The 25,593-nt window shown below is 68.9% G+C and carries 19 protein-coding genes and 1 pseudogene; 5 read left to right on the top strand and 15 right to left on the bottom strand.

Going from position 1 to position 25,593, the window contains the following annotated elements:
* Window positions 1-179 precede the first annotated feature (179 nt).
* A complete protein-coding gene (locus tag ACZ48Z_RS24945; protein ID WP_468738089.1) occupies window positions 180-812 on the top strand; it encodes a hypothetical protein in 633 nt (210 codons plus the stop codon).
* Window positions 813-1,040: 228 nt separating this feature from the next.
* Here the strand turns inward: ACZ48Z_RS24945 and ACZ48Z_RS24940 are convergent, their stop codons facing one another.
* The 3 genes from ACZ48Z_RS24940 to ACZ48Z_RS24930 form a co-directional block, all read right to left on the bottom strand.
* Window positions 1,041-1,709 carry a hypothetical protein gene (locus ACZ48Z_RS24940; RefSeq protein WP_468738088.1) on the bottom strand — a complete coding sequence of 223 codons (669 nt, stop codon included), beginning with the start codon at window positions 1,707-1,709 and terminating at the stop codon, window positions 1,041-1,043.
* A gap of 68 nt (window positions 1,710-1,777) precedes the next feature.
* Entirely contained in the window at window positions 1,778-2,479 is a 702-nt protein-coding gene (locus ACZ48Z_RS24935; RefSeq protein ID WP_468738087.1) for a ribonuclease HII, read from the bottom strand.
* Between the two features lie 82 nt (window positions 2,480-2,561).
* Window positions 2,562-3,185: a TetR/AcrR family transcriptional regulator gene (locus ACZ48Z_RS24930; protein WP_468738086.1), complete on the bottom strand. Its 624-nt coding sequence runs from the start codon at window positions 3,183-3,185 to the stop codon at window positions 2,562-2,564.
* A 187-nt stretch (window positions 3,186-3,372) separates the two neighbouring features.
* Here ACZ48Z_RS24930 and ACZ48Z_RS24925 point away from each other — a divergent pair, with 187 nt between their 5' ends.
* A complete protein-coding gene (locus ACZ48Z_RS24925; RefSeq protein ID WP_468738085.1) occupies window positions 3,373-4,920 on the top strand; it encodes an MFS transporter in 1,548 nt (515 codons plus the stop codon).
* Window positions 4,921-5,202: 282 nt separating this feature from the next.
* Here ACZ48Z_RS24925 and ACZ48Z_RS24920 read toward each other — a convergent pair whose 3' ends face one another.
* The 3 genes from ACZ48Z_RS24920 to ACZ48Z_RS24910 all read right to left on the bottom strand — a co-directional run bounded on the left by ACZ48Z_RS24920 (window position 5,203) and on the right by ACZ48Z_RS24910 (window position 7,505).
* Window positions 5,203-6,108 (bottom strand): ADP-ribosylglycohydrolase family protein, encoded by a 906-nt coding sequence (locus ACZ48Z_RS24920; protein ID WP_468738084.1) that lies wholly within the window; start codon window positions 6,106-6,108, stop codon window positions 5,203-5,205.
* 12 nt (window positions 6,109-6,120) lie between these two features.
* Window positions 6,121-6,780: a histidine phosphatase family protein gene (locus ACZ48Z_RS24915; protein WP_468738083.1), complete on the bottom strand. Its 660-nt coding sequence runs from the start codon at window positions 6,778-6,780 to the stop codon at window positions 6,121-6,123.
* Window positions 6,781-6,899: 119 nt separating this feature from the next.
* A complete protein-coding gene (locus tag ACZ48Z_RS24910; protein WP_468738082.1) occupies window positions 6,900-7,505 on the bottom strand; it encodes a YdbC family protein in 606 nt (201 codons plus the stop codon).
* 147 nt (window positions 7,506-7,652) lie between these two features.
* Here ACZ48Z_RS24910 and ACZ48Z_RS24905 point away from each other — a divergent pair, with 147 nt between their 5' ends.
* Window positions 7,653-8,177: a TerD family protein gene (locus tag ACZ48Z_RS24905; RefSeq protein ID WP_468738081.1), complete on the top strand. Its 525-nt coding sequence runs from the start codon at window positions 7,653-7,655 to the stop codon at window positions 8,175-8,177.
* A gap of 4 nt (window positions 8,178-8,181) precedes the next feature.
* Here the strand turns inward: ACZ48Z_RS24905 and ACZ48Z_RS24900 are convergent, their stop codons facing one another.
* The 3 genes from ACZ48Z_RS24900 to nrdR form a co-directional block, all read right to left on the bottom strand.
* Window positions 8,182-8,892, bottom strand: coding sequence for a DUF6215 domain-containing protein (locus tag ACZ48Z_RS24900; RefSeq protein WP_468738080.1), 711 nt, complete (start codon window positions 8,890-8,892; stop codon window positions 8,182-8,184).
* A 142-nt stretch (window positions 8,893-9,034) separates the two neighbouring features.
* On the bottom strand, window positions 9,035-11,938 hold the full coding sequence (locus tag ACZ48Z_RS24895; RefSeq protein ID WP_468738079.1) for a vitamin B12-dependent ribonucleotide reductase: 2,904 nt from the start codon (window positions 11,936-11,938) through the stop codon (window positions 9,035-9,037).
* Between the two features lie 163 nt (window positions 11,939-12,101).
* Window positions 12,102-12,680 (bottom strand): transcriptional regulator NrdR, encoded by a 579-nt coding sequence (nrdR, locus tag ACZ48Z_RS24890; protein ID WP_468738078.1) that lies wholly within the window; start codon window positions 12,678-12,680, stop codon window positions 12,102-12,104.
* 561 nt (window positions 12,681-13,241) lie between these two features.
* Here nrdR and lexA point away from each other — a divergent pair.
* Window positions 13,242-14,021 carry a transcriptional repressor LexA gene (gene lexA, locus ACZ48Z_RS24885; RefSeq protein ID WP_389097642.1) on the top strand — a complete coding sequence of 260 codons (780 nt, stop codon included), beginning with the start codon at window positions 13,242-13,244 and terminating at the stop codon, window positions 14,019-14,021.
* Window positions 14,022-14,180: 159 nt separating this feature from the next.
* On the opposite strand, the gene ACZ48Z_RS24880 is transcribed toward lexA, so the two are convergent.
* The 4 genes and pseudogenes from ACZ48Z_RS24880 to ACZ48Z_RS24865 all read right to left on the bottom strand — a co-directional run.
* On the bottom strand, window positions 14,181-16,199 hold the full coding sequence (locus ACZ48Z_RS24880; RefSeq protein WP_468738077.1) for an ATP-dependent DNA helicase: 2,019 nt from the start codon (window positions 16,197-16,199) through the stop codon (window positions 14,181-14,183).
* Window positions 16,200-16,510: 311 nt separating this feature from the next.
* The gene (locus ACZ48Z_RS24875; RefSeq protein WP_468738076.1) at window positions 16,511-17,386 is read right to left on the bottom strand and encodes a GNAT family N-acetyltransferase; all 876 of its coding nucleotides are present in this window, start codon (window positions 17,384-17,386) and stop codon (window positions 16,511-16,513) included.
* Window positions 17,387-17,424: 38 nt separating this feature from the next.
* On the bottom strand, window positions 17,425-19,452 hold the full coding sequence (locus ACZ48Z_RS24870; RefSeq protein WP_468738075.1) for an IucA/IucC family protein: 2,028 nt from the start codon (window positions 19,450-19,452) through the stop codon (window positions 17,425-17,427).
* Between the two features lie 706 nt (window positions 19,453-20,158).
* A pseudogene (locus ACZ48Z_RS24865) lies at window positions 20,159-20,368 on the bottom strand (aspartate aminotransferase family protein); the annotation flags it as partial.
* A gap of 425 nt (window positions 20,369-20,793) precedes the next feature.
* Between ACZ48Z_RS24865 and ACZ48Z_RS24860 the strand changes: the two are divergent.
* Window positions 20,794-22,029: a trypsin-like serine peptidase gene (locus ACZ48Z_RS24860; RefSeq protein ID WP_468738074.1), complete on the top strand. Its 1,236-nt coding sequence runs from the start codon at window positions 20,794-20,796 to the stop codon at window positions 22,027-22,029.
* A gap of 191 nt (window positions 22,030-22,220) precedes the next feature.
* Here the strand turns inward: ACZ48Z_RS24860 and hflX are convergent, their stop codons facing one another.
* On the bottom strand, window positions 22,221-23,714 hold the full coding sequence (hflX, locus tag ACZ48Z_RS24855; RefSeq protein ID WP_468738073.1) for a GTPase HflX: 1,494 nt from the start codon (window positions 23,712-23,714) through the stop codon (window positions 22,221-22,223).
* Window positions 23,715-23,859: 145 nt separating this feature from the next.
* Entirely contained in the window at window positions 23,860-25,410 is a 1,551-nt protein-coding gene (locus tag ACZ48Z_RS24850) for a M1 family metallopeptidase (protein ID WP_468738072.1), read from the bottom strand.
* Between the last annotated feature and the right edge of the window lie 183 nt (window positions 25,411-25,593).

Below are 25,593 nucleotides of genomic sequence, written 5' to 3'. Positions count from 1 at the left end.
CAACCATCCGATTCGGGTCGCCGGGCCCAATTGCTCGTTGCCGCAACCAAGTTCGACAGGAAGAATTGAGGTCCGCTCCCCGCACGGCTCGTCCGTGGACCGGTAGGGCTCTGCTGCGGTGCGCGCTCCCCCGAATCCGACCCCGCCCGCAGTATGGGCGCGTAGCCGAAGGGAGGACCGTGACCTTCGGATTCGCTCCGTCCTCCGCGTCGTCCATGTCGTCAGCCGACCTGTCCGCCGCATCCGTCAACCCTATGGCCCGTCTGCTCGAACCCTCGGAGTGGGCCGAGGCCGGCATCCCGCTGCTGCGCAATCCGCGCGAGGTCGTCAGCGGGCTGCACTCACGGCACCGTCCCAAGCCGGCGACCGCGATCGTGGCGGTCCTCGACCCGGACGAACGATTGCGGGCGAGCGCCTCGTTCACGCGCCGTCCGGCACCGGCCGACGGCTGGATGTTCCGGAACATCCTGCTCGCCCAGCTGCGCCGGGTGATCCCGCACGATCTGCGGCGCCGCACCCCTGTGCGTACCGCTGTGCTGCTCTACTGCCGTGAGGGCGACGCGCGTTGGACGGAGGAGGACGGCGCGTGGATGTGGGGTCTGCGTGATGCCTGCACCCTGCACGGGCTGCGCTGCGGGGCGTACATCACGTTGACGCGCGACGGCTGGCAGGTCCTCGGCGAGGGACGCGGAGGTCGCCGGCCGAACGCCGACTCCGCGCCGGAGCCCTTCGCCACGTCCGAGTCGCCGCCCTTGCTGCCGCGTACAGGTGGCGTCGCCTCGGAGGTCCTGCGCCGCGCGGCGGCCCGCTGAGGATCCGAGGGCGTCCCAGGTCGCCGTTCTGCGGCCGTACGTCCCCGACGTACGGCCCACGGCTGCACGGCGCACCGGGCGCGCGTTCCCGGGAGGGGCAGGGTGTGAAGCGAGCCATGCACTCGGCCCTGTGGACGCAGGCATGCCGGAAATCTCGCCGAGCAGGTGCCGCGCATGCGGCACCTTTTCATCACCCCCCGGCGTCCCCCCGAACGGACCGGATCTGGCTCAGACTCCGGCGCCCAGTACCGAGTTGACCTGCTGCGGTTCGCCACAGACGATCAACAGGGCGCCGGCTCGCGCGCGGGCGAGAGGCAGCGCGTCGGCGACAGCGGCGGAATCGCCGTTGACGGCGACCACGACCACGGGGCGCGTCGCGGCACGCGAGGCCGTAGTGGCGTCCGTGTAGAACACGTCGTCACCGGCATCGTGCTGCGCCCAGTAGGCGGCTTCACCGAAGGACAGTTCGTGGGCGGCCCACGGATGGTGTGCGCCGGTGGTGATCACCAGCACGTCACCGGGGGCGCGGCCCGACTCCAGCAGCAGGTCGACGGCTTCCTCGGCAGCGTCGAGCGCACCGGCGGCCGAGGCCGGGATGAGCTGGATCTGCGGAGTCACCGACGCCTGAGCCGTAGCCGGAACGGAGGTGGCGGGGGCAGTGGGGGCTGCCGAGGCAGCGGGACCCGGCAGCCCGGGCTTGACCCCGGCAACGTCGTGCGGCGTCCGCTGCACCGGCGGCGCGGGCAGCAGGGGGCCGGGACGACCGGGACGCGGCGGAGCCACGGGACGGGGACCGGGTACGGGACGGGGGGTCGGCGCGGTGCGGCCGCTGGCCGTCGTGGCGCGGGGACCCTGGGCGCTCTCGTGAATCTGAGGCTCCTCGGGAATGAGAGGCATGGGCTGATGTCTATCAAACGTTCGTGCGGCTCGCGTCAGCGGGTGGCACATCAGTGCGAGCGGAATCGTCAGAAGTCGAAGCCGAGCTGACCCTCGATCTTCGGAGCGCTTCCGTTCGCCCAACTGCGGGCCTTCTTGAGGTGCTGCCACTGGGGCAGCCCATCAAGATACGCCCACGACAACCGGTGGTACGGGGTGGGACCCCGAACCTCCAGGGCGGCCTTGTGCACGGGTGATGGATACCCGGCGTTGGCCGCAAAAGCGAAGTCTGCATGGTCGATACCCAGTTCGGCCATCATTTTGTCGCGCTGAACCTTGGCGATCACCGAGGCTGCCGCGACCGCCACACAGGACTGGTCGCCCTTGATGACGGTCCTGACCTTCCACGGTGCCCCGAGGTAGTCGTGCTTCCCGTCGAGGATCACCGCGTCGGGGCGGACCGGAAGGGTCTCCAGGGCGCGCACGGCGGCGATCCGCAGAGCGGCCGTCATCCCCAGGTCGTCGATCTCCTCCGGACTCGCGTGCCCCAGGGCGTACGACGTCACCCACGTCCGCAGTTCCGCGGCGAGTTCGGTGCGGCGTTTGACGCTGAGCAGTTTGGAGTCGGTGAGGCCTTGGGGCGGTCGGCGCAGTCCGGTGACCGCCGCACAGACGGTGACAGGGCCGGCCCAGGCACCTCGCCCCACCTCGTCGACACCGGCAATGATCTTCGCTCCGGTGGTCGCGCGGAGGGAGCGCTCGACAGCGTGAGTAGGCGGTTCGTACGGCATGGCGCCCATAGCCTACGCCGCCGGGATCACCCGGCGACACCATGGTTTCCCCGGGCGGCGCCGGGACGCCCATGATCAGCGATCACGGACCGGCCGGCCGCAGCAGCGGCAGCATGAACTGGTCGATCATTTCCTCGACATCCCCGTCACTCCATTCGCTGCCGCGCATCTTGGAGCGGTACATCATCATGGCGGGAATGGCATCGAACACATAGTCGTTCGCCGCGTCAGGCCGCACCTCCCCCCGCGCAATACCTCGGGTGACGATCTCGCGCAGCAGTTTGACACTTGGCTCCACGACCCCGTTGAAGATCACCGCATGGAAGCGCTCCGCCTGATTCTGATCGCATTCGTGAATGACCGAGCGCAGCGCGAAACCGGGGCGCGAGAACATCGCATCGCGCGCCAGTCGGCACAGTTCGAGCAGATCCTCGCGCACACCGCCGAGGTCGGGCATCTCCTCGAAACGCGGCAGTCCGGCCCGAAGGGCATCCGCGACGAGGTCCTCCTTCGACGGCCATCGGCGATAGACCGCAGCCTTGCCCGTCTGGGCTCCAGCGGCGACACCTTCCATCGTGAGGCCGTTCCAGCCGACCGTACTGAGCTGTTCCAGCGCGGCATCGAGGATGGCGCGCTCCAGCACTGCGCCGCGCCGACGGAGGGCTGTCGTCCGGGCGGGGGCGGCCGACCACCGCGAGGTAACCATCTGAGTGTCTCCAGCGAACAGGGAAGCGGGAATTCCGGGGACGGAAGGGACGTCGCGCGGCGACATAGGGGGATACGCCACGCACTATCAATCTTAAGTGAACGCTTGCGTTCACTACTGAGGACTCACTACCGTGGACGCAACAGTGAACGCAACCGTTCACTAACAGGCTTGTGGGGGACCCATAGTGACTACCTCTCAGTTGATCAAAGATCAGAAACCGGGTGCGGCCCGCCGGGAAGGGCACCCCGGCATCGCGCTCGCTGTCATCGCGGCCTGCCAACTCATGGTGGTCCTCGACGCGACGATTGTGAACATCGCACTGCCGCACATTCAAGACGCGCTCAAGTTCAGCACCACCGACCTCACCTGGGTCGTCAGTGCCTACACGCTCACCTTCGGCGGGCTGCTGCTTCTGGGCGGCCGGGCAGGTGACATCCTCGGGCGTCGCCGGGTCTTCATGACCGGAATCCTGCTGTTCACGTTCGCCTCGCTGCTCGGCGGACTCGCCCAGGAGCCCTGGCAGTTGCTGGCCGCACGCGTCCTCCAGGGCATGGGCGGCGCGATCGCTTCGCCCACCTCGCTGGCGCTGATCACCACCACGTTCCCCGAAGGGCCCGAGCGGAACCGGGCCTTCGGTGTCTTCGCCGCCGTCTCCGCGGGCGGTGGCGCCATCGGCCTGCTGGCAGGAGGCATGCTCACCGAATGGCTCGACTGGCGGTGGGTGCTCTTCGTCAACGTGCCGATCGGTGTACTGATCGCGGTACTGGCCCCGCTGTACATCAGCGAGTCCGAGCGACACACCGGCCGTTTCGACATCGCGGGCGCCCTGACCTCCACCAGCGGCATGGCCCTGCTCGTCTACGGCTTCATCCGGGCCGCCGACGAGGGCTGGCAGGACAGCCTGACGATCGGATCCTTCGGCATCGCCGTGGTACTTCTGCTCGCCTTCGCGTTCATCGAATCGCGCGCCAAGGAGCCGATCACTCCCCTGCGGATGTTCGCCGACCGTAACCGCTCGGGCACCTACGTGATCATGCTGAGCCTGGCTGCCGCGATGTTCGGCATGTTCTTCTACATCGTGCTCTTCGTGCAGAACGTGCTGGACTACAGCCCGATCCAGGCCGGCCTCGCCTTCCTGCCCGTCACCGTCGTGATCGCGCTGGGCGCGGGTCTGTCGCAGCGGTTCCTTCCGGTGTTCGGCCCCAAGCCGTTCATGCTCACGGGTTCTGCGCTCGCGATGATCGGGCTCGCCTGGCAGGCGCTCATCAGCTCCGACAGCTCCTACGTCGGCGGGGTACTGGGCCCCATGCTGATCTTCGGTTTCGGCATGGGCCTGAACTTCGTGACACTGACGATCACGGCGGTCTCCGGCGTCGCCCCGCACGAGGCGGGCGCCGCCTCCGGACTGCTCAACACCACGCAGCAGGTGGGCGGTTCGCTCGGCCTGTCCATTCTGACGACGGTGTTCGGATCGGCCAGCAAGGACGAGGCGGAGAAGCAGCTGCCGCATTTCATGGCCGACGGTTCGGCGGAGCAGAAGGCGGAGTTCGCCAAGACGCACCAGCTCCCTGCTCCGTGGGGTCACGAAGTGCTCGCTCAGGGCATCTCGACGGGCTTCGTCGCGGCTGCCGCGATGGCCGTGCTCGCCCTGGTCAGCGCCGGGTTGGTGATCAAGGTCCGCAAGAGCGACCTGGATGCGCTCGCCGGCACGGCCGGTCCGGGTCTCGGCTGATCCGGCAGGGCTCAAGACGAGTTGCGGACGGCTGGGCCCGGTCAGGGGAACCGGCCACGAGATCGACGACCCGGCCATCCGCACAGAGAACAGCGACAGCGACACAACGAACACGACCACCCACCCCAACCCCATGACCACACCTCCCGCCTCCCACGTGGCTTCTGCGCGTGCACCAGCTCAGCTCATGCGTCGTACGGCAACTGCCACGACAACGAGCAGACGGTCACGCACAGTTCCCGGCATACACGGAGAGTTCCTACGGCACGGTCGTGGAGGCCCTTAAGCCGGCACTCGCAGCCATTCGGGAAAGGCCTCGGTCCGCTCCACCCACTCGGCGGGCGGCGTCCCGGCCTTGCCCGCGGCGATCACACCGCCCACGATGGCGCAGGTAGTGTCCACGTCTCCGCCGACCTGGGCGGTCGTCCAGAACGCCGCTTCATAGTCGCCGAGGGACCGGGCGGCCGACCAGAGTGCGAAAGGCACGGTGTCGTGGGCCGTCGTCCGGCGCCCGCAACCCAGAACGGCCGCCACGGTGGAGGCATCGCCGTAGTCCAGCATGTCCCGGGCCCTCCGCAGGCCTGCCCCGACGGCACTCTTCGGGACGAGCGCGATGACGCGGTCGAGAAGCGCTCCGGGGCTGGGCGGGCCATCGGGACCGGCGGCCAGCGCGGCAGCCGCGGCGACGGCCATGGCCCCGACGACGGCCTCACGGTGCTGGTGCGTGGGATACGCCGAGATCTCCGCCTGGTGGGTCGCCTGCTCCGGGTCGTCGGCGTAGTAGGCCCCAAGAGGCGCGATCCGCATCGCGGCGCCGTTACCCCAGGACCCCTGCCCGTTGAAGAGGGCCGCGGCGAGCTCGCGCCAGTCGCCGCCCTCCCGGACCAGCCGCAGCAGACGGTTCACGGCGGGGCCGTAGCCCCGGTCGAAGTCGTGGTGATCGGCGAACGAGTGGGCCAGCGCGTCCTGGTCGATGCGGTGGTGGGTGCCCAGGACGGCCACCACGGAGCACGCCATCTCGGTGTCGTCCGTCCACTGCCAGCGGCCGGGCGGCAGCTCACGGTCCTTCAGCAGCGGGTAGTTCACCGGCACGAAGAACTGCGAGCCCAGCGCGTCTCCCACGGCCAGACCCCGCAGGCTGGCCAGGGCACGCTCCAGGCGCCCGTCGGGAGAGGAGTCAGCGGTCATCGGTCTGCCACCCTAGTCGGTGATCCCGTACGGTTCCGGATCTCGCCAGCGTTGGAACGGCCGGTCCAGTGCGTACTTGTCGTCGTCCCCGAGAACGAGCATCCGCATCTCCGCGTTCCCCGGGTTCGCCAGCGACTCGAATTCCGCGACCGTCCAGTGGAACCAGCGCATGCAGAACAGCCGCATGGCCAGGCCGTGCGTCACGATCAGGACGTTCGGCGGATGGTCGGGCGCCTCGAAGCTCCGGAACAGGCTCTCCAGGAAGCCGCCGACCCGGTCGTACACGTCGGCCCCGGACTCGCCCTGCGCAAACCTGTAGAAGAAGTGCCCGTAGGCATCCCGGTAGGTCTTCTGGAGGCGTACGTCGTCGCGGTCCTGCCAGTTTCCCCAGTCCTGCTCCCGCAGGCGTGGCTCCTCGCGCGCCCGTATGAGATCGGGGTCCAGGTGGAAGGCCCGAAGTGTCTCGTGCGTGCGGCGGTACGGGGAGACGTACACGCTGACGCGTTCGCGGCCGAAGACCTCGCGGAGCCGCTTACCGGTCTCCTCGGCCTGCTTCCAGCCCTGCTCCGTCAGGGCCAGGGCGTGGTCGGGTTCGCGTTCATACACGGTGTCATCAACATTGCCCGTTGACTCCCCGTGCCGGACAAGGACGATGCGCCGTGGTCGTGCCATGCCAAAACCCTAGATCGAGTGAGCCCGGATCGAGCACTCGTAGGGGCTCCATACGGCGTAGGTCACACAGTTTCTGCACCACGAGGCACATAGGGGAGCACCTGTACCGAGTTCGGATTTCAAACCGTCCAGGCCGGTTCGAGGTCCACGATGTCGCCTGTGAGGGCGGCGACGTCGGCCTCCGTCTGGGCGCGCAGGGCGAGCCGTTCCACCCGTTCGGTGCGGTATTTGCCGTGCTCAGCGGCCGACCGCCACATGGAGAGCACCAGGAACTCATGCCCGGGAGCCTCGCCGAACAGTCCGCGGATCATGCCGGGCGAACCGGCCATGGCAGGGTTCCAGACCTTCTCCTGCATCAGCGCGAAGTGCTCCGCACGCTCCTCGTGGACACGGCAGTGGGCGAACCGGACCAGGTCGGTGTCGGTGAAGCGGGGCTCGAAGCCTGTCTTCACATCGAAGCGGTAGTCGAACAGCTTGACCTGGATGTCCTTGAACGTGCCTGACTGCGCCACCGCCAGCCGGTCGTGGGAACGCGCCATGAAGGAGTCGTAGAAGGAACGGCTCTCCCAGAAGGAGAAGATGTGCGCCACACCCTGCCGCCCCCGGCTCCAGCCTCCGCCCTGTCCCCGAAACCCCGGCTCCCCCAGAAGCCCCGCCCACTTTCGCTGCCCCCGCTCGAAGCCGCGGCGGTCCACCACGGTGCAGCGAATCCACTTGACCAGCACCGCGCCATCGTAAGGCCACGGAGCGTGGCGGCGGTCACGCTCGACGGCATAGGTGACCCGCAAGTGACAGACCCGCGTGGCAGGATGGACAACCGGTCTTGCCTGACCGGCAGTTCGGGCCGTGGACACAGGGGGAAGGGACATCTTGTGAGCGCGATCAACAAGGGGATCCGCAAGGTCGAAGTCGCACTCAAGTGGGATCCGAGTCCGACGGGGCAGCCGGACACGGACCTGGACATCGTCGCCGCGACCTACGTGGCGGGCGATCCGTACGGCGATCCCGCCTATGTGGTGCACTTCGACAGCCGGTCCCCCGACGGCACCATCTATCTCAACCGGGACAGCAAGGACGGCAAGGGCTTCGGCTGGGACGAGGTGATGACCCTCGAACTCGACCGGCTGGACGCCCGGTACACGCGTGTGGTGGTCGGCGCCGTCATCCAGCAGCGCACCGCGCACCGCACCTTCGTCGGCGTGGCCAACCCGGCCCTGCGCATCCGTGAGGGCTACACGGTCCTGGCCGAGGACGACTTCGGCAGCGTTCTCGGCGCGACGGCCGCGACCATCGGGGAGTTCGTACGCCAGGAATCCGGCAGCTGGGACTTCCACCCCGGGATCAACGGTTTCGACGACGACCCTGCGACCTTCACCAGGACCATGGGCCGGGCGTGACGCGTCAGCCGACGGTCCATCCGGGGACCGTCGGCAGCACCGTCTCGGCGACCCGGAACAACGCGACGTCATCGGGCACGACGTCGTCCTGGCGCCATATGGAGACTGCGTAGTAGCCGCCGCCGTCCTTGATGTCCTTGGCGACCAGCAGGCTGCGGGCGATCCCGCCGGGACCGGTGTCGATCTTGCTGTCACCGCCGAAGCTGAATTTCAGTGCGATGGTCCGGTCCGAGTAGAGGACCGCCGGGTGCCCGCCTATCGTCCTGGCCTGCGCGGTGCTCCCCAGGAAGGCGGCCATGTCGGCCACCGGAACGTCGTCGTCCGACGTAGAGAGCTTCACGGAGTAGGTGGCCAGCTGGACCTCCGCCTCGGGTGTGACGGACTTGGTGCCGTCGGCCCAGGTGCTCGCGCTCTCGTTGCCACTGGCGTTCAACGCGGACTCGGTAGGGGTGCCGAGGAGGGCGGGGAGGTCGGTCCGGTTCAGCGCCGTGCACAACTGCCCCCCGGAGACGGGCTTCGAGGGCCTGGCGTCATCCGTGGCATCACACATGGCCGGCCCGGGGTCGCTGGACTTCTGCTGAAAGGTCCCTGACAACAAGAGAGCCGCGAGCCCCCCGACCACCACCAGTGCGGCGAGGGCCTGACCCCACTCACTGGGGCCCTTCTCGGGCTGCGCCACACTCTCTGCGGCGTCGGCGATCTGCTGCTCGGCCATGTTCCCCGTGTCCCCCACCCTGCTGTACGCGCCGGTCGTGCGCTGGGGGAGCCTAGCCTGTGACCGTCTCGTGGAGAAACCGCAAAAGCCGAGGGCGGCACAGTCGTTGTCCGACTGCACCGCCCTGGACCGCTAGCTCATGTCAGCTGCAACCACTGGTCGAGCCGCAGCCCTCGCAGATGTAGCAGGAACCGGCCCGCTGCATCTTCGTACCGCACGAGAAGCACAGCGGGGCGTCGGCCTGGATGCCCAGCTGCATCTCCACCAGCTCAGCGCTGGTGTGGACCTGCTTCGGGGCAGGCTCGGCCGCCACGACCTCGGCCTTCGGGGTGACGACGGCCTTCAGCTCCTGAGGGGCGCGCGGCGCCGACTGGGCCAGACCCTCGACCTCGACGTCGACCTCCTCCTCGGTCGGCTCGTAGGAGCCGGTCTCGAGGTGGCGCTGACGCTCTTCGGCGGAGTGGATGCCGAGCGCGGAGCGCGTCTCGAAGGGCAGGAAGTCCAGCGCCAGGCGGCGGAAGATGTAGTCGACGATCGACTGCGCCATCCGCACGTCCGGGTCGTCCGTCATACCGGCCGGCTCGAAGCGCATGTTGGTGAACTTCGAGACGTACGTCTCCAGCGGCACGCCGTACTGGAGGCCCACCGAGACAGCGATGGAGAAGGCGTCCATCATGCCCGCGAGGGTGGAGCCCTGCTTGGACATCTTCAGGAAGACCTCGCCGAGACCGTCGTCCGGGTAGGAGTTGGCCGTCATGTAGCCCTCGGCGCCGCCGACCGTGAAGGACGTCGTGATGCCGGGACGGCCCTTGGGGAGGCGCTTGCGGACCGGACGGTACTCGACGACCTTCTCGACCGCGGTGCGGATGGTCTCCTCGGCCTTCGCCGTGACCTCCGTCTTCTCCTTCTCCTTGGTCTTGGCGGAGAGGGGCTGGCCGACCTTGCAGTTGTCACGGTAGATGGCGAGCGCCTTGACGCCCATCTTCCAGGCCTCGAAGTAGACCTCTTCGACGTCCTCGACCGTCGCCGTCTCCGGCAGGTTTACCGTCTTGGACAGGGCGCCGGAGATCCACGGCTGGATGGCGGCCATCATGCGGACGTGGCCCATCGCGGAGATGGAGCGCTCGCCCATGGCGCAGTCGAACACCTCGTAGTGCTCGTGCTTGAGGCCGGGGGCGTCGATCACGTTGCCGTTCTCGGCGATGTGGGCGACGACCGCCTCGATCTGCTCCTCCTGGTAGCCCAGGCGGCGCAGGGCCTGCGGGACCGTGCCGTTGACGATCTGCATGGAGCCGCCACCGACCAGCTTCTTGAACTTGACCAGGGCGAGGTCGGGCTCAAGACCGGTGGTGTCGCAGGACATCGCGAGACCGATGGTGCCGGTCGGGGCGATGACCGACGCCTGCGCGTTGCGGAATCCGTTCTTCTCACCGAGGCGGACCACGTCCTGCCAGGCCTCCGTGGCGGCGGCCCAGATCGGCGAGTCCAGGTCGTCGATACGGACGGCCTTGGTGTTCTCGTCAGAGTGCTGCTTCATGACGCGCAGATGCGGCTGCGCGTTGCGCGCGTAGCCGTCGTACGGGCCGACGACCGCGGCGAGTTCGGCGGAACGCTTGTACGACGTGCCGGTCATCAGGGAGGTGATGGAGCCGGCGAGGGCGCGGCCGCCGTCCGAGTCGTACGCGTGGCCGGTCGCCATCAGCAGGGCGCCGAGGTTGGCGTAGCCGATGCCGAGCTGGCGGAACGCGCGCGTGTTCTCGCCGATCTTCTGGGTCGGGAAGTCCGCGAAGCAGATGGAGATGTCCATCGCGGTGATGACGAGCTCGACGACCTTCGCGAAGCGCTCGACCTCGAAGGACTGGTGGCCCTTGCCGTCGTCCTTGAGGAACTTCATCAGGTTCAACGAGGCGAGGTTGCAGGACGTGTTGTCCAGGTGCATGTACTCGCTGCACGGGTTCGAGCCGTTGATGCGGCCGGACTCCGGGCAGGTGTGCCAGTGGTTGATGGTGTCGTCGTACTGGATGCCCGGGTCGGCGCAGGCCCAGGCGGCCTCTGCCATCTTGCGGAACAGGGTCTTGGCCTCGACCTCCTCGATGACCTCGCCGGTCATGCGGGACGTCAGGCCGAACTTGCCGCCCGTCTCCACGGCCTTCATGAACGTGTCGTTCACACGGACCGAGTTGTTGGCGTTCTGGTACTGGACGGACGTGATGTCGTCGCCGCCCAGATCCATGTCGAAGCCCGCGTCACGCAGGGCGCGGATCTTCTCCTCCTCCTTCACCTTGGTCTCGATGAAGTTCTCGATGTCGGGGTGGTCGACGTCGAGGATGACCATCTTGGCGGCGCGACGCGTGGCGCCACCCGACTTGATCGTTCCTGCGGAGGCGTCGGCACCACGCATGAAGGAGACCGGACCGGAGGCGTTGCCGCCCGAGGACAGCAGTTCCTTGGAGGAGCGGATGCGGGAGAGGTTCAGGCCGGCGCCGGAGCCGCCCTTGAAGATCATGCCCTCTTCCTTGTACCAGTCGAGGATCGACTCCATGGAGTCGTCGACGGCCAGGATGAAGCAGGCCGAGACCTGCTGCGGCTGGGGCGTACCCACGTTGAACCACACGGGGCTGTTGAAGCTGAAGATCTGGTGCAGGAGGGCGTACGCCAGCTCGTGCTCGAAGATCTCCGCGTCGGCGGGCGAGGTGAAGTACTTGTGGTCCTCGCCTGCCTTCCGGTACGTCTTCACGATGCGGTCGATCAGCTGCCTGAGACCGGTCTCGCGCTGCGGAGTGCCGACGGCACCCCGGAAGTACTTGCTGGTGACGATGTTGACCGCGTTCACCGACCAGAAGTCGGGGAACTCGACGCCGCGCTGCTCGAAGTTGACCGAGCCGTCGCGCCAGTTGGTCATGACGACGTCACGGCGCTCCCAGGCCACCTCGTCGTACGGGTGCACGCCGGGGGTGGTGTGGATGCGCTCGATACGCAGTCCCTTGGTCGCCCTGGTGCCCTTGGCGCGGGAACTCCGTGCCGGACCGCTCGCCGTCTCTGTCATGCCGCCTCCCTGTACGGGCTAAAACGCCCTGAAGTGCCCCGATGTTCCCGTGGGCACGGTGTTTTGTCTGGTGTCGCGGGCACCCACTCGCTACCGCCCGCAACAGGTCTTGGTTCGCCGCCGTCCGGCCGTTCCGGGGGCTTGGCCCGGTCCGGCCCGCCGATCAGTCGGCGGCGCGGGCGGGCTCGGGGACCTGAGCAGTCCCTCCGGGCCCGCGATCGTCTTCTTGGCTCCCCATGACGGCCTCTTCGCCGTCCACAACCTCTCCGCGGTCCTCGTCGTCCGCGGTGGAGGGTCCCGTCTCGTCCCTCAGCTGCGTGATCGCGGCCTCGAAGTCCTCGAGCGAGTCGAACGCCCGGTAGACAGAGGCGAATCGCAGATACGCGACAAGATCGAGCTCCTGCAACGGGCCGAGTATGGCCAGCCCCACGTCATGGGTGGTCAACTCGGCACTCCCGGTGGCCCGCACCGCTTCCTCGACCCGCTGGCCGAGCTGAGCGAGCGCGTCCTCGGTGACAGGCCGTCCCTGGCATGCCTTGCGCACACCGTTGATGACCTTGGTACGGCTGAACGGCTCGGTGACTCCGGACCGCTTGACCACCATCAGCGAGCACGTCTCCACGGTCGTGAAACGACGGGAGCAGTCCGGACACTGGCGGCGCCTGCGGATCGACGTGCCGTCGTCGGTCGTACGACTGTCGACGACACGGCTGTCGGGGTGCCTGCAGAAGGGGCAGTGCATGAACTCCCAACCCTCCTCACAGCAGACTCAATAGCCTCGCTGAGCCCCATGGGCCCCTCGAAGCAGCCCCCAGCATAGGCGATCGCAGCGGGCACGGAGACCCGGGGGACCACAACTTCTAGGCTGCTGTAGCAATCCAAGCACTACATGTAGGGATTGGCACGGCATACACGCCGTACACGCGTGTCGCGCATGTATGACCCTGTGCCGTACGACCGCCCCGGCTCCCGGCGAACACCACGCGCACCCGTATCGCTGCGCCGCATGCGGAGATACCGTGGGCGCCACAAGGAGGGGACGTGGGGTTCCCGCAGAGATGGGAGCCGGTACCCGGTTGACGGGCCACCGGGTGGCAGACTGGGGCGACAACCCGTGAGGGCGCCACCGGCGGTGAAGAGTACAGCAGTAGGCCCGTTTGTTCGGTAGGCGGCGCGTCAGCCATACACCCAGACACATGATCGCGTCAGGTCCTCCGCGATTTTTCACTCGAACGTGTGTTTGGCGCAACCTTTCGAAAGCAACTACCGTTGTCCAGCAGGGAGACCATCGAGAGGGGCCGACGTGACCACGACCGCAGACAGTGCCACCATCACTGCCCAGGACCGTTCCCAGGGCCGACTCGAGCCGGTGCATGCGATGAACGAAGCCGCGAATCCCGAGGGACAAAAGCGCTCCCTGCCGGGGCGGCCTCCAGGCATCCGTGCAGACAGCTCGGGACTTACAGACCGGCAGCGACGGGTGATCGAGGTCATCAGGGACTCCGTGCAGCGGCGCGGCTACCCGCCGTCCATGCGGGAGATCGGCCAGGCAGTGGGCCTGTCCAGCACCTCCTCGGTCGCACACCAGCTGATGGCATTGGAACGCAAGGGCTTCCTGCGCCGCGACCCGCATCGCCCGCGCGCGTACGAGGTACGCGGCTCCGACCAGGGCACGTCGGCACAGCCCACGGACACCGCGGGCAAGCCCGCCGCGTCGTACGTCCCGCTGGTCGGCCGCATCGCCGCCGGTGGGCCGATCCTCGCCGAGGAATCCGTCGAGGACGTGTTCCCCCTTCCCCGTCAGCTCGTCGGCGACGGTGAGCTGTTCGTCCTCAAGGTCGTCGGTGACTCGATGATCGAGGCCGCGATCTGCGACGGTGACTGGGTCACCGTCCGTCGCCAGCCCGTCGCCGAGAACGGCGACATCGTGGCCGCGATGCTCGACGGCGAAGCCACCGTCAAGCGCTTCAAGCGCGAGGACGGCCACGTCTGGCTCCTCCCCCACAACTCCGCGTACGAGCCCATCCCCGGCGACGACGCGACCATCCTCGGCAAGGTGGTGGCAGTTCTGCGGCGCGTCTGAGCACCGCAGCAGGCCTCGCCGATTCGACCGGGCCCCGGAACCCCTGCGCCGGTTCCGGGGCCCTGCGCTGTCCGGCTCCGGTAACGGATGGCTGCGCTACCGGTCAGGCACTCCTCGTGGGTTGGTCCGTCCCAGGCACCGGGACAGACCAACCCACGATCATTCGGTTTCGACCTGCGCCTTCTCGGCTTCGGCCACGAGCTCCGCCGCCTCGATCGCCTTCGCCGCGGCGTCGATCGCCGTGAGCGATCTGCGGACCTGGTTGCGGTCCGTGGTGTACCAGAAGTCCGGCAGGGACGCCTTCAGATAGCTGCCGTACCGCGCGGTGGCCAGCCGCTGGTCCAGTACGGCGACGACGCCACGGTCTCCCGTGGCGCGGACCAGGCGGCCGGCGCCCTGGGCCATGAGCAGGGCAGCGTGGGTGGCCGCCACCGCCATGAAACCGTTGCCGCCGGCCTCTTCCACCGCCTTCTGACGCGCGCTCATCAGAGGGTCGTCGGGGCGTGGGAACGGAATCTTGTCCATGACGACCAGCTGACAGCTGGGGCCGGGGACATCGACGCCCTGCCAGAGCGACAGCGTGCCGAAGAGGCAGGTCTTCGGGTCGGCGGCAAAGTTCTTGATCAGCTCGCCGAGGGTCTCCTCGCCCTGGAGGAGGATCGGGAACTCCGGAATGCGGGACCGCAGTTCCTCCGCGGCCAACTGGGCGGCCCTCATGGAGGAGAACAGGCCCAGGGTTCGGCCGCCTGCCGCCTGGATGAGCTCGGTCAGTTCGTCGAGCATGTCCGCGCGGTCGCCGTCGCGCGCGGGGCGCGACAGGTGCTTGGCGACGTAGAGGATGCCCTGCCTGGGGTAGTCGAAGGGCGAACCCACGTCGAGCCCCTTCCACTTCGGCAGGTCCTCGCCCTCGGTCCCCTCCGGGGCGAGCCCCAGGGACGCGCCCACGCCGTTGAAGTCACCGCCCAGCTTCAGCGTCGCCGAGGTCAGAACCACTGAGCGGTCCGCGAACAACTTCTCCCGCAGCAGGCCCGAGACCGACATGGGTGCCACCCGCAAGGAGGCTCCGAAACGGTCATGCCGTTCGTACCAGACGACGTCCCACTCCGAGCCGTTCGCGATCCGCTCCGCCACGTCGTGCACCGACTCAACGGAGGCCAGGGCCTGTTTGCGGACCGCGTCCTCGTCCTGGACCGACTTGTCGCGGGTCGCGCCGATCGCGGAGATGACCGTGCGGGCGGCGTCGCGCAGCGCCATGAGCGCATACCCGAGATCCTCCGGGATCTCCTCGAGCCGACCGGGCAGGGCGAGCTCCATCAGCCGTTCGAAGCCCTCGGCGGCGGTCTGGAGCTGGTCGGCGGCCTTTTCGTTGACGAGTTTCGCGGCACGGCGGACCGCTCGGTTGACCTGTCCGGAGGTGAGCTCACCGGTGGCGACGCCGGTGACCCGGGAGACCAGCTCGTGCGCCTCGTCGACGATCAATACCTCGTGCGGCGGGAGGACGGGGGCGCCTTCGATGGCGTCGATCGCGAGCAGCGCGTGGTTGGTGACGACGACCTCGGCGAGCTTGGCACGCTCACGGGCCATCTCGGCGAAGCACTCGGCTCCGTAGGCGCACTTGGTGGCGCCCAGACACTCGCGGGAGGACACGGAGATCTGTGCCCAGGCGCGATCGGAGACGCCCGGAGTCAGGTCGTCGCGGTCACCGGTCTCGGTGTCCTGCGACCAGTCCCGCAGCCGGAGCAGATCCTGGCCCAGCTTGCTGGTGGGGGCGGCTGCCTCGAACTGGTCGAAGAGTCCCTCCTCCTCGTCCTGCGGAACTCCCTCGTGCAGCCGGTGCAGACACAGGTAGTTCGACCGGCCCTTGAGCATCGCGAACTCCGGGCGGCGCCGCAGCAGCGGATGCAGTGCATCGACCGTGCGCGGCAGGTCGCGCTCCACCAGCTGTCTCTGGAGGGCCAGGGTCGCCGTCGCGACGACGACCCGTTCTCCGTGTGCGAGCGCGGGCACGAGATAGCCCAGCGACTTTCCGGTACCGGTGCCGGCCTGCACGAGCAGATGGGAACTGTCGTCGATGGCGTCCGCGACGGATTCGGCCATCGTCACCTGGCCAGGGCGCTCCGCACCGCCGACGGCAGTGACGGCAGCATGCAGGAGTTCGGGGAGTGAGGGCTTCGTCATAGCGCGACCACCCTACGGCCCGGCACTGACATCGGGGTGATCAAGGCGGTGACGACGAACGGGATCAAGACCGGGAGCTCCCTGGCGAAGTAGCGGATGGGCACAGGGCCCGCTCGAATCGGTTCGCTTCGGACCGGGTCTGATCCAGCCGGTACCGAGTCGGATCCACCACTGGCGACAAGTGACCGGGACCACTCCGGGGGGCGAGGTGGGAGTCATGGGATCCGGTGGTGTCGCAGAAAACTTCTCGCCGAGTGGGAACCGGTCCGGCACGAGCGGTGTACCAAAAGTGATTACGCAATTACGAACAGCTACAGCAGATCACGCAGGGACCGGTCTCGGATCATGAGGGCTGCCCGCTTGGCGGGCAGGTCCACCTCTGCGGAGAAACGGAAGCCTGCACTCAGAAAGGCGGTGACGGACGGGATGTTGCGAAGGTCGGGTTCCGCGACGACGCGGGCACAGGTCGGTCGCTTGTCGAGGGCGAGATCGGCGACAGCTTTCACCAGGGTGCTGCCGAGACCGCGCCCGCGATCGGTGACGGCGCCGATGAGGAGGTGGATACCGGTGTCGTGCGGTCTGGCTGGATAGTGGCGGGCCAGCGGATCGAGGTCTGCCCGGTAGATCTCCCAGTAGCTCATCGGGTTGCCCTCCAGCATCCCGAGGCAGGGCATGCTGCGCCCGTCCCCGGTGAGCTGGGATCGCAGATGGTCCTCCGTCACGTTCTGGGGCCCGGCCAGCTCCCAGAACGCGGTGACGGCGGGGTCGTTCATCCAACGGCAGACGAGCGGGGCGTCCCGCTCGACGCTTACGGGGACGAGTTGAAACACGCCTGCTGGGGTGGTGATCGGTCCCCAGTCGGCGATGCCGCCGAGCAGGTCACCGTCTGTCTGGTCGAGCGAGGCTGGTGAGGCGGGCGAGGCGGTGCCGACGTTCCAGCTCTGGCACCCGGCTCCGACTCCGACTCCGACTCCGACTCCGACTCCGACTGAGCCTGGGCTGTCGGTCTTGAGGAGGGCCAGGAGTTCCTCGGGCAGACGCAGATCCAGCGTGTCCTCGTTGCCGGCGCCACAACCGGTGCCCCGGGCGTCGCTGTCCGCGGTGGGGTCCGGACAGGTGCCGGTACGGATGCCGATGTCGGCGAAGCGGGCGGAATGCGCGTTGGCACGCGCGTCGGTGGGAGACACGGGGCGCTCCTCTCAGGAGGCGGGGTGGGTCATGTTCCTCAGGTGTGAAGGGGGTTGGCGATGGCGACGTAGACGGACTGGGTGTCGACCGGGCCGACGAGTTCGTCCAGGCCGTGCACACGGGTCAGCAGATTGGCCTTGCAGCGCAGGACGGGTGAGTCGAGCAAGCGGCCGGGGAGGGTGGTGCGCAGTCGGGTGGGTCCGGAGGCCGCGTCGGTGAGGAAGCGGCGGAAGGCCGCGAGCAGCAGCCGTTCGTCGGCCAGACGCTGGGAGCCGAAGGCGCCGATGAGGCCGAGGACGTTGTTGATCGCCAGGTAGTAGGCGAAGCGCTCGTCAGTGACCTCGTCGGAGACGAAGGTGTCGCTGTGCTCGCCGATACCGGGCAGCCGGGCCTCGAGCTCCGCGCGTCGGGACTTGCGGAAGTAGTAGCCCTGGTTGTCGCGATAGCGACCGCCTACGGGCCAGCCGTCGGTGTCCAGCAGGACCAAGGTGTTCTGCTGGTGCGCCTCCAGCGCGATCCCTGCCTCGCCGTCGAGCCACAGCACTGGGCGGACGACCTGTTCGAGGTAGCGCAGGAACCACTCAGCGGCGACGGCTCCCCGGGGGCGGCCGGTCCGGGCGGCGAGACGGGTGACGATCTCGGAGAGCCGGGACCGCCAGACAGAGCGGTCCGTGTCCGCCTGGTCCGTTGCCAAGCCGTCCGCATCCAGTCGGTCCGCGTCCGGACGGTCCTGGTCCGGGCAGTGGATCTCCGGGCAGTGGATCTCCGGGCGGTGGGTCTCCGGGCGACCATCCGTGGCACCAGGACGGGCTCGGGGACGGGGGGAGACCAGACCGGCGATGCAGGAGACGTCGCTCGACGGAAGGAACGGGTTGTGCCGGATCACCACGTCGAGGCCCGGTGCGGGGCGGCCGTCCGGCACATCGACGGCGAGCCAAGCAGGGTCGCGGATGATGTCGAACGCAGGGTGGACCGCCTGCCACTCCGTGGACAGACCCGCACGGAGCAGCCGGTGCACCTCGACCCCACGGTGGAGTTCTTTGCGGAGGTTCTCACGGCGGGAGTTGGTGATGCGCAGGCCCAGCGAGAGCTTGAGCATGGCGGGGGCACCGGAGCGATGGACCGTGCGGACGGAGGAGGTCGGATGCCACGCGAGGCCATGGGCACCCAGGTCATGGAGCAGTCCGGCATCGAACAGCGCGGCGGTTTCGGGGCGGTGCCGGACCTCACGGAGTTGCCAGGGGTGCAGCGGCAGGGCCGCGTGGCCATCGGGCAACCGCAGGTCGGGGCCGGCCAGGCGGCGGGTGAGCTGAGGGGCGGTGACGGGACGACCGCGTTCGGTCCAGGCCGAGTCCGCGGCGAGGACGGAGGGATCGACGGCGAGCCAATGCAGGGGGAAGGAGCCACGCAACTCGGGTGAGTAGGAGGCACCTTCGGCTTCGGAGAGGCCTTCGCGGCTCTTCGGGGCCGGGTGCAGTGGGTGGCCGAGGACGAGTGCCTGTTCGGCGGTGAGGAAGAGATCCGGGCCGTCGTCCGGGTATTTGCGACGCTCGCGGACGAAGGTGGCGGTGCGGCGGACCGAATCGGCGACGCGGGCGGTGAGCTCGGTGCCCGAGGCGGCGGTGTGCGCTGTCTCCGACTCGCGGGTCAGCAGCGCTGCGACGGTGACCGCGTCGGCCGGCGGGGCCTGTTCCGGGGCGCCGGCGAAACGAGGGAGGCCGAAGCGGTGCCACCCGGTCGGGGACCAATAGCGGACGGGGACGAGGAGGGTGACGCCGCTGGCGGGGAGGGGAACGCGGAGGGTGCCGTCGTCGGGCGCGGGGAAGCCCGCCTCACGGACCCAGCAGCGCAGCAGGTTCTCCACGGTCGCGGCTTCGGCCACGGTGTGTGGGTCGGGGTGATCGAGGAGGTCGGCGGTGATGCCACCCAAGCGTTCTCGTTCAGGCGGGCCGCCCTGGGACGGGGTGTGGTGAGGTCGAAGGGGGCGCTGCGGAGAGGGGACGGTGGCGGAGGAGTTGTGCGGGTGCGTGGTGGCGCGGCCATCAGGGGCGGGGGTGGTGTTCACGTTCGGTGTTCCTCGGGGTGGTTCTGGTTCGGGGTGGTTCTGTCTCGGGTGCTGCTGCCTCGGAGGGGCTGACGGGATCCGACGGTGGATGAGCAGGTGAGTGGAGGTGAGTGATGGTTGGAATGTGCTGGGCCGACAAGCAGCGTGAAGACAACGCATGTTCGGAGGCACCGGTACGCCGCAGGCGCATGCGGCTGTCCGGTCCGCTTCGGGAGGAACCGCCACTCCGGCTGGAGGTGTGGCTACGGCCCTGGTCCCTGACGCCGCTCCCGCCAACGCACCGGCCGCTGCCACCCCTTCGTCTCCCGGCACCCCGTCTCCGGGAAGTATCAGAGCCTCGGCCCTCTGAGCTGGGCCGGCAACAAGTACCGGCACACGCACCCGCACGGGCACCCACTCCCGCACCCCCACCCGCCGCAAGTACCACCTGCCAGCCACCGCGCCCGCACCTGCGCCCGCTCGCCCCCGTCACGCCAGCTCCGGCCCCGTCGCTGCTATCGCCTCCCGCCACCGGAGCCACCAAGGGGATCGCCCCCGCGGGCCACCGCTGCCACAGCGTCGGCGAGACGGTCGAGGACAGCGGTCGCCTGTTCGTCGGTGATCGTCAAGGGCGGGAGCAGGCGGACAACGCTCGCGTGGCGGCCGCCGAGTTCGACGATCAGGCCCCGCCGCAGGCACTCCCGCTGGACGGCGGCGGCAAGCTCCGGAGGGCCAGGGTGCCCGCACCCGAGAGGCAGTCCAGGTAGCGGCGTCCGTCGGCGCCCTCGATGGTCAGTCCCCGTGCGCGTACGGGCACGATCGGGAGGGCACGGGCGTAGGTGCGTGCCGCCGACTCACGGGCCGACTGGCGCCGCAGGATCCCCTCGTGGGCGGCGCGGGTGGCCGAAGGATCCTCGACGGCTGTGTGTCCCGTCATGGCCTCCCCGGGTGCGGTGTCGGTCACGGCCATGGTTCTCCCGTCGTCGCGCTGTGCAGGGGCAAGCGGTTCCTTCGCGGACTCACCCGCCCCGACATACGGAACCCCACGGGGCTTTGCTCGACATCTCGGCGCTTCGATGCCCTGATGTCTGCGAATCTCCGGGAATTGGGGCGCGGAGGACCGGCCCGTCCGCCCGGCGGCAGGCCCCCCATCGCTACCAACCCGGGACCGCTCACCGGGTTACGGGTTGTCGAAGGATTTTGGCGTGACGAAACTGTTGCGATTCCGTCGGAACTCACCCACAGCGGGCGCATAGTGTGTGGTGCCGTTCCAAGGCGCGGTGCCGGAAGGCGAACTCGCGGGACGTCTGCGTAAGTCGCAGGCCCTGGCACCCTGTTCGCCCACACCAGGGGAGGCAGAGCATGCGATCCGAACCGCTGTGGTTGATCGCTCGCGGCGAGGGTGTAAGGGGCGCGCGCCGCAGAATCTCACCCATGCTGACGGCCTTGGCCCTCACCTCGTTGCTGGCCCTGACCGCGACGGCCTGCGGCTCGGACGCGGCGGACACCAACGCGCAGACCTCCCCGTCCGCTCCCGCCGCGTCCGAGGGCGACGGCAAGATCACGATTCCCGACGACATCAGGGACCGGCTCAAAGAGCACGGGATCGACGTCGACAAGTGGAAGGACGGCGCCTGGAAGAACTGGGACAGGGACGACTGGCTGCGGGAGGCCCAGGACTACATCAACCCGATCATCGAGGGGCTGTGGGACCCGGACCGGATGCGCGGGGCTGAGGATCCCGACCGGGGTGTCCGGGAGAGCGACCTCTCGGGCGACCAGGGTGTGACCGACCCGGAGCCGGCACCGGTGGCCGCGAAGGCCGTGTCGCCTACGTACCACGACAATGCCCCCGATGCGGGCAAGGTGTTCTTCGACTCCCCTGAGGGCACGATGGTCTGCTCGGCGACGGTCGTGCAGGACCCGGCCCACCCGGGGAAGTCCAACCTGGTGTGGACGGCGGGGCATTGTGTGCATGCGGGCCGGAGCGGTGGCTGGTACCGCAACATCGCGTTCGTTCCGTCGTACAACGACCATGCCCTGTCCGCCGGGCAGTTGGCGGGAGCGACCGCGAAAGAGCTCGCCCCTTACGGCGTCTGGTGGGCCGACTGGGCCCAGACCTCGGACCAGTGGATCGGGCAGGGGGGTCCGACCGGCGGGGACGGCGCCCCGTACGACTTCGCCGTCATCCATGTGACACCGGAGGAGGGCGGCACGGGCAAGTCGTTGGAGGAGACGGTCGGTTCGGCCCTGCCGGTGAACTTCAACGCTCCGGCGGTGCCGCAGGTGGAGAGCATCACGGCCTCCGGGTATCCGGCGGCGGCTCCGTTCGACGGGGAGACGCTGTACCAGTGCCAGGACAGGCCGGGACGGCTGTCGATCAATGCCTCGGAACCGACGATGTACCGCATCGGCTGCACGATGACCGGTGGTTCGTCGGGCGGCGGCTGGGTCGCGGCGGGGGCGGACGGTGAGCCGGCGCTGGTGTCCAACACCTCGATCGGCCCGGTGAGCGCGGGCTGGCTGTCCGGACCCCGGCTGGGTGAGGTGGCCGAGGGCGTGTACGACTCGGTCAGCGAGAAGTTCGCGGGTCGGTGACCGCTCCCGGCCCGTTCCCCGACCTCGACCGCCCCCGAAAACCGCCTCCGAAAACCGCTTCCGACCGCGGCGCCCGGTGACGACGGCCGGCGACCAGCGACCAGTGACCAGTGACCGATGTCTACCACCCGGGACATGCGAGAGGCCCGCCCCTTCCAGAAGGGGCGGGCCTCTCAGGAGTGCTACGGCGCTCAGGCCACCGGTGCCGGCACGTACGGCGACAGGTCCGCGGCCAGTTCCTCGTGCACCCGCACCTTGAGCAGGGTGCCCTCCGCCGTGTGCTCCTCGGAGATCACCTCGCCCTCGTCGTGGGCGCGGGCGACCAGCTTGCCGTGGGTGTACGGCACGAGTGCCTCGATCTCGACGGACGGCCTGGGCAGTTCGTTGTCGATCAGGGCGAGCAGCTGGTCGATGCCCTGGCCGGTACGGGCCGAGACCGCGATGGAGCGCGTCTCGATCCGCATCAGCCGCTGGAGCGTCAACGGGTCCGCCGCGTCGGCCTTGTTGATCACGACGATCTCGGGCACGCCGGTGGCGCCGACGTCCCTGATCACCTCGCGTACGGCGGCCAGCTGCTCCTCGGGGTTCGGGTGCGAGCCGTCCACCACGTGCAGGATCAGGTCGGACTCGCCGACCTCCTCCATGGTGGAGCGGAACGCCTCGACCAGGTGGTGCGGCAGGTGCCGTACAAAACCGACGGTGTCGGCCAGCGTGTACAGGCGGCCGCTCGGGGTCTCCGCGCGGCGGACGGTCGGGTCCAGGGTCGCGAACAGGGCGTTCTCGACCAGGACTCCCGCGCCCGTGAGGCGGTTGAGCAGGGACGACTTGCCGGCGTTGGTGTAGCCCGCGATGGCGACGGACGGCACCTTGTGGCGCTTGCGTTCCTGGCGCTTGATCTCGCGGCCGGTCTTCATGTCCGCGATCTCCCGGCGCATCTTCGCCATCTTCTCGCGGATCCGACGCCGGTCCGTCTCAATCTTGGTCTCACCGGGACCACGGGTGGCGAGGCCGCCGCCCTTGCCACCGCCCATCTGACGGGACAGCGACTGACCCCAGCCGCGCAGCCTCGGCAGCATGTACTGCATCTGCGCGAGCGCGACCTGCGCCTTGCCCTCCCGGGACTTGGCGTGCTGGGCGAAGATGTCGAGGATCAGGGCCGTACGGTCGATGACCTTGACCTTGACGACGTCTTCGAGGTGGATGAGCTGGCCCGGGCTGAGCTCACCGTCGCAGATGACGGTGTCCGCGCCGGTCTCCAGGACGATGTCCCGCAGTTCGTTGGCCTTGCCGGAACCGATGTAGGTGGCCGCGTCGGGCTTGTCGCGACGCTGCGTCACGCCGTCGAGAACGACCGCGCCCGCGGTCTCCGCGAGGGCGGCGAGCTCCGCGAGGGAGTTGTCCGCGTCCTGCACGGTCCCCGTGGTCCAGACACCGACGAGGACGACCTGCTCCAGGCGGAGCTGGCGGTACTCGACCTCGGTGACGTCCTCGAGTTCGGTGGAGAGGCCGGCGACACGGCGCAGGGCCGCGCGGTCGGAGCGGTCGAACTGGTCGCCGTCCCGCTCTCCGTCGATCTCGTGGCTCCAGGCGACGTCCTCTTCCATCAGGGCATCGGCCCGAAGACCTTCGGCGTATGTGTGCGCGAGTCGCTGCGTGTCCTGGGAAGGGGATGAAGAGGAGGTCATTGGGTCCTTACGTCGTCGATACGTCGTCGGTGATTCCGATTCGGCGGTCATGTGCTTCAACGCACGGATACCCCTGGAGATTCCCGCGCCCCGTGCCGCTCCGACCTGATGATGGTCGCACGGTACGGGGCGTCTCGTCACGGCCTTATTTCACCGGTGCGGCGGGCGCCACGGCCTTCCAGTCCGGGTGGCCGGGCATCGACGGGGTCCGCTCTCCGTAGAGCCAGTCCTGGAGGAAGCCGTCGAGGTCGCGCCCGGAGATCTCGGAGGCGAGCCGCACGAAGTCGGCGGTCGTCGCCGTGCCGTCCCGGTGTTCCTGCACCCAGGCCCGCTCCAGGCTCTCGAAGGACCTGCGGCCGATCTCCTGGCGCAGGGCGTACAGGACGAGTGCGGCGCCGTCGTAGACGTTCGGGCGGAAGATGCCGATCTTCTGTCCGGCCTTGGGCGGGTTGGGTGCGGCCGGCGGTCCGCCGGCGGCCCGCCAGCGGTCGGAGAAGCCGTACGCGGCCTTCATGCGGGCCTCAAGGGTGCGGCCCGCCTTCTCCTCCGCGTACAGGGCCTCGTACCAGGTGGCGTGGCCTTCGTTGAGCCACAGGTCGGACCAGGTGCGGGGGCTGACGCTGTCGCCGAACCACTGGTGGGCGAGCTCATGGACCATGATCGACTCGACGTACCACTTGGGGTAGGCGGGCTCGGTGAAGAGGTCCTTCTCGAAGAGGGAGAGGGTCTGGGTCTCCAACTCGAAGCCGGTGTCGGCGGCCGCCATGAGGATGCCGTACGTCTCGAAGGGGTACGGGCCGACCTTGCCCTCCATCCAGGCGATCTGGTCCGGGGTCTTCTTCAGCCAGGGCTCCAGCTCGGCGCGGTCCTTGGTGGGCACGACGTCCCGGACGGGCAGTCCGTGCGGGCCGCCGCGCCGCAGCACCGTGGAGCGGCCGATGGAGACCTGCGCGAGCTCGGTGGCCATGGGGTGCTGGGTGCGGTACGTCCACGTGGTCGCCCGGCCGGCCCGGTCCACGTCGGTGGGCAGGCCACCCGCGACGGCTGTGTAGCCGTCGGGCGCGGTGACCCGGATGGTGAACATCGCCTTGTCGGAGGGGTGGTCGTTGCAGGGGAACACCAGGTGGGCGACGTCGGCCTGGTTGGCCATGGCGAGCCCGTCCGTCGTGCGCACCCAGCCGCCGTCGCGGTCGTCGGCGGAGACGGGGTCGCTGGTGTGCCGGACGGTGATCCGCATCCAGCTGCCGTCGGGCAGCGGTTCGTCGGGGGTGACCACGAGGTCCTCGTCGGCGCTGGTGAACGCCGCGGGCCGGCCGTCGACCTCGACCGACTGGACGTCGCCGTGAGCGAAGTCGAGGTTGATGCGGTCGAGTTCGGTCGTCGTCCAGGCGTCGATGGTGGTGACGGCCGTGAGCGGCTTGCTGTTGCTGCCGGAATAGGTGAAGGAGAGGTCGTAGGACGCCACGTCGTAGCCCGGGTTGCCCAGGTGCGGGAAGAGGCGGTCCCCGATGCCGAGCGGCTCGGCCGGGGCGCTCGCGGCGAGCAGGCAGACGGATACGGCGGAGGCGAGCAGCGCGGCCGCCTTGCGCCGCCGAGCGGTTCCGGTACGAGGGCGGGCGGCGTCGGGGCCGGGACGGCCGACGGGGGTGAGCTGGGCGTGGGCGGGGCCGGCGTGAGTGCGGGCGGTGAGCGGCATGCACCACCGTTAGCAGCGTGCGAGGGTGCCGCGGTGGCGACGCGCGACCAGCCCACTCGAACGGGGTCCTCCGGCCCTGCCGCTGCGACATGTGCGGTCCTGCGCGCCGCCACACACGCGTGAAGGCCGGGACACTCCTCGGCCTGCTCGCAGCCCGCACGCAGCGACATGTGCGGTCTGTGG

Source organism: Streptomyces sp. NPDC031225, assembly GCF_055570355.1.
The sequence above is the reverse complement of the archived record's forward strand: the minus strand, read 5'-3'. Positions and strand labels throughout refer to the sequence as shown.

What these genes read in the sequence shown, in the direction of transcription:
- ACZ48Z_RS24940 (WP_468738088.1), bottom strand. Translation starts at nt 1,709, where the DNA reads ATGCCTCTCATTCCCGAGGAGCCTCAGATTCACGAGAGCGCCCAGGGT.
- ACZ48Z_RS24935 (WP_468738087.1), bottom strand. Translation starts at nt 2,479, where the DNA reads ATGCCGTACGAACCGCCTACTCACGCTGTCGAGCGCTCCCTCCGCGCG.
- ACZ48Z_RS24930 (WP_468738086.1), bottom strand. Translation starts at nt 3,185, where the DNA reads ATGGTTACCTCGCGGTGGTCGGCCGCCCCCGCCCGGACGACAGCCCTC.
- ACZ48Z_RS24920 (WP_468738084.1), bottom strand. Translation starts at nt 6,108, where the DNA reads ATGACCGCTGACTCCTCTCCCGACGGGCGCCTGGAGCGTGCCCTGGCC.
- ACZ48Z_RS24915 (WP_468738083.1), bottom strand. Translation starts at nt 6,780, where the DNA reads ATGGCACGACCACGGCGCATCGTCCTTGTCCGGCACGGGGAGTCAACG.
- ACZ48Z_RS24900 (WP_468738080.1), bottom strand. Translation starts at nt 8,892, where the DNA reads ATGGCCGAGCAGCAGATCGCCGACGCCGCAGAGAGTGTGGCGCAGCCC.
- ACZ48Z_RS24895 (WP_468738079.1), bottom strand. Translation starts at nt 11,938, where the DNA reads ATGACAGAGACGGCGAGCGGTCCGGCACGGAGTTCCCGCGCCAAGGGC.
- nrdR (WP_468738078.1), bottom strand. Translation starts at nt 12,680, where the DNA reads ATGCACTGCCCCTTCTGCAGGCACCCCGACAGCCGTGTCGTCGACAGT.
- ACZ48Z_RS24880 (WP_468738077.1), bottom strand. Translation starts at nt 16,199, where the DNA reads ATGACGAAGCCCTCACTCCCCGAACTCCTGCATGCTGCCGTCACTGCC.
- ACZ48Z_RS24860 (WP_468738074.1), top strand. Translation starts at nt 20,794, where the DNA reads ATGCGATCCGAACCGCTGTGGTTGATCGCTCGCGGCGAGGGTGTAAGG.
- hflX (WP_468738073.1), bottom strand. Translation starts at nt 23,714, where the DNA reads ATGACCTCCTCTTCATCCCCTTCCCAGGACACGCAGCGACTCGCGCAC.
- ACZ48Z_RS24850 (WP_468738072.1), bottom strand. Translation starts at nt 25,410, where the DNA reads ATGCCGCTCACCGCCCGCACTCACGCCGGCCCCGCCCACGCCCAGCTC.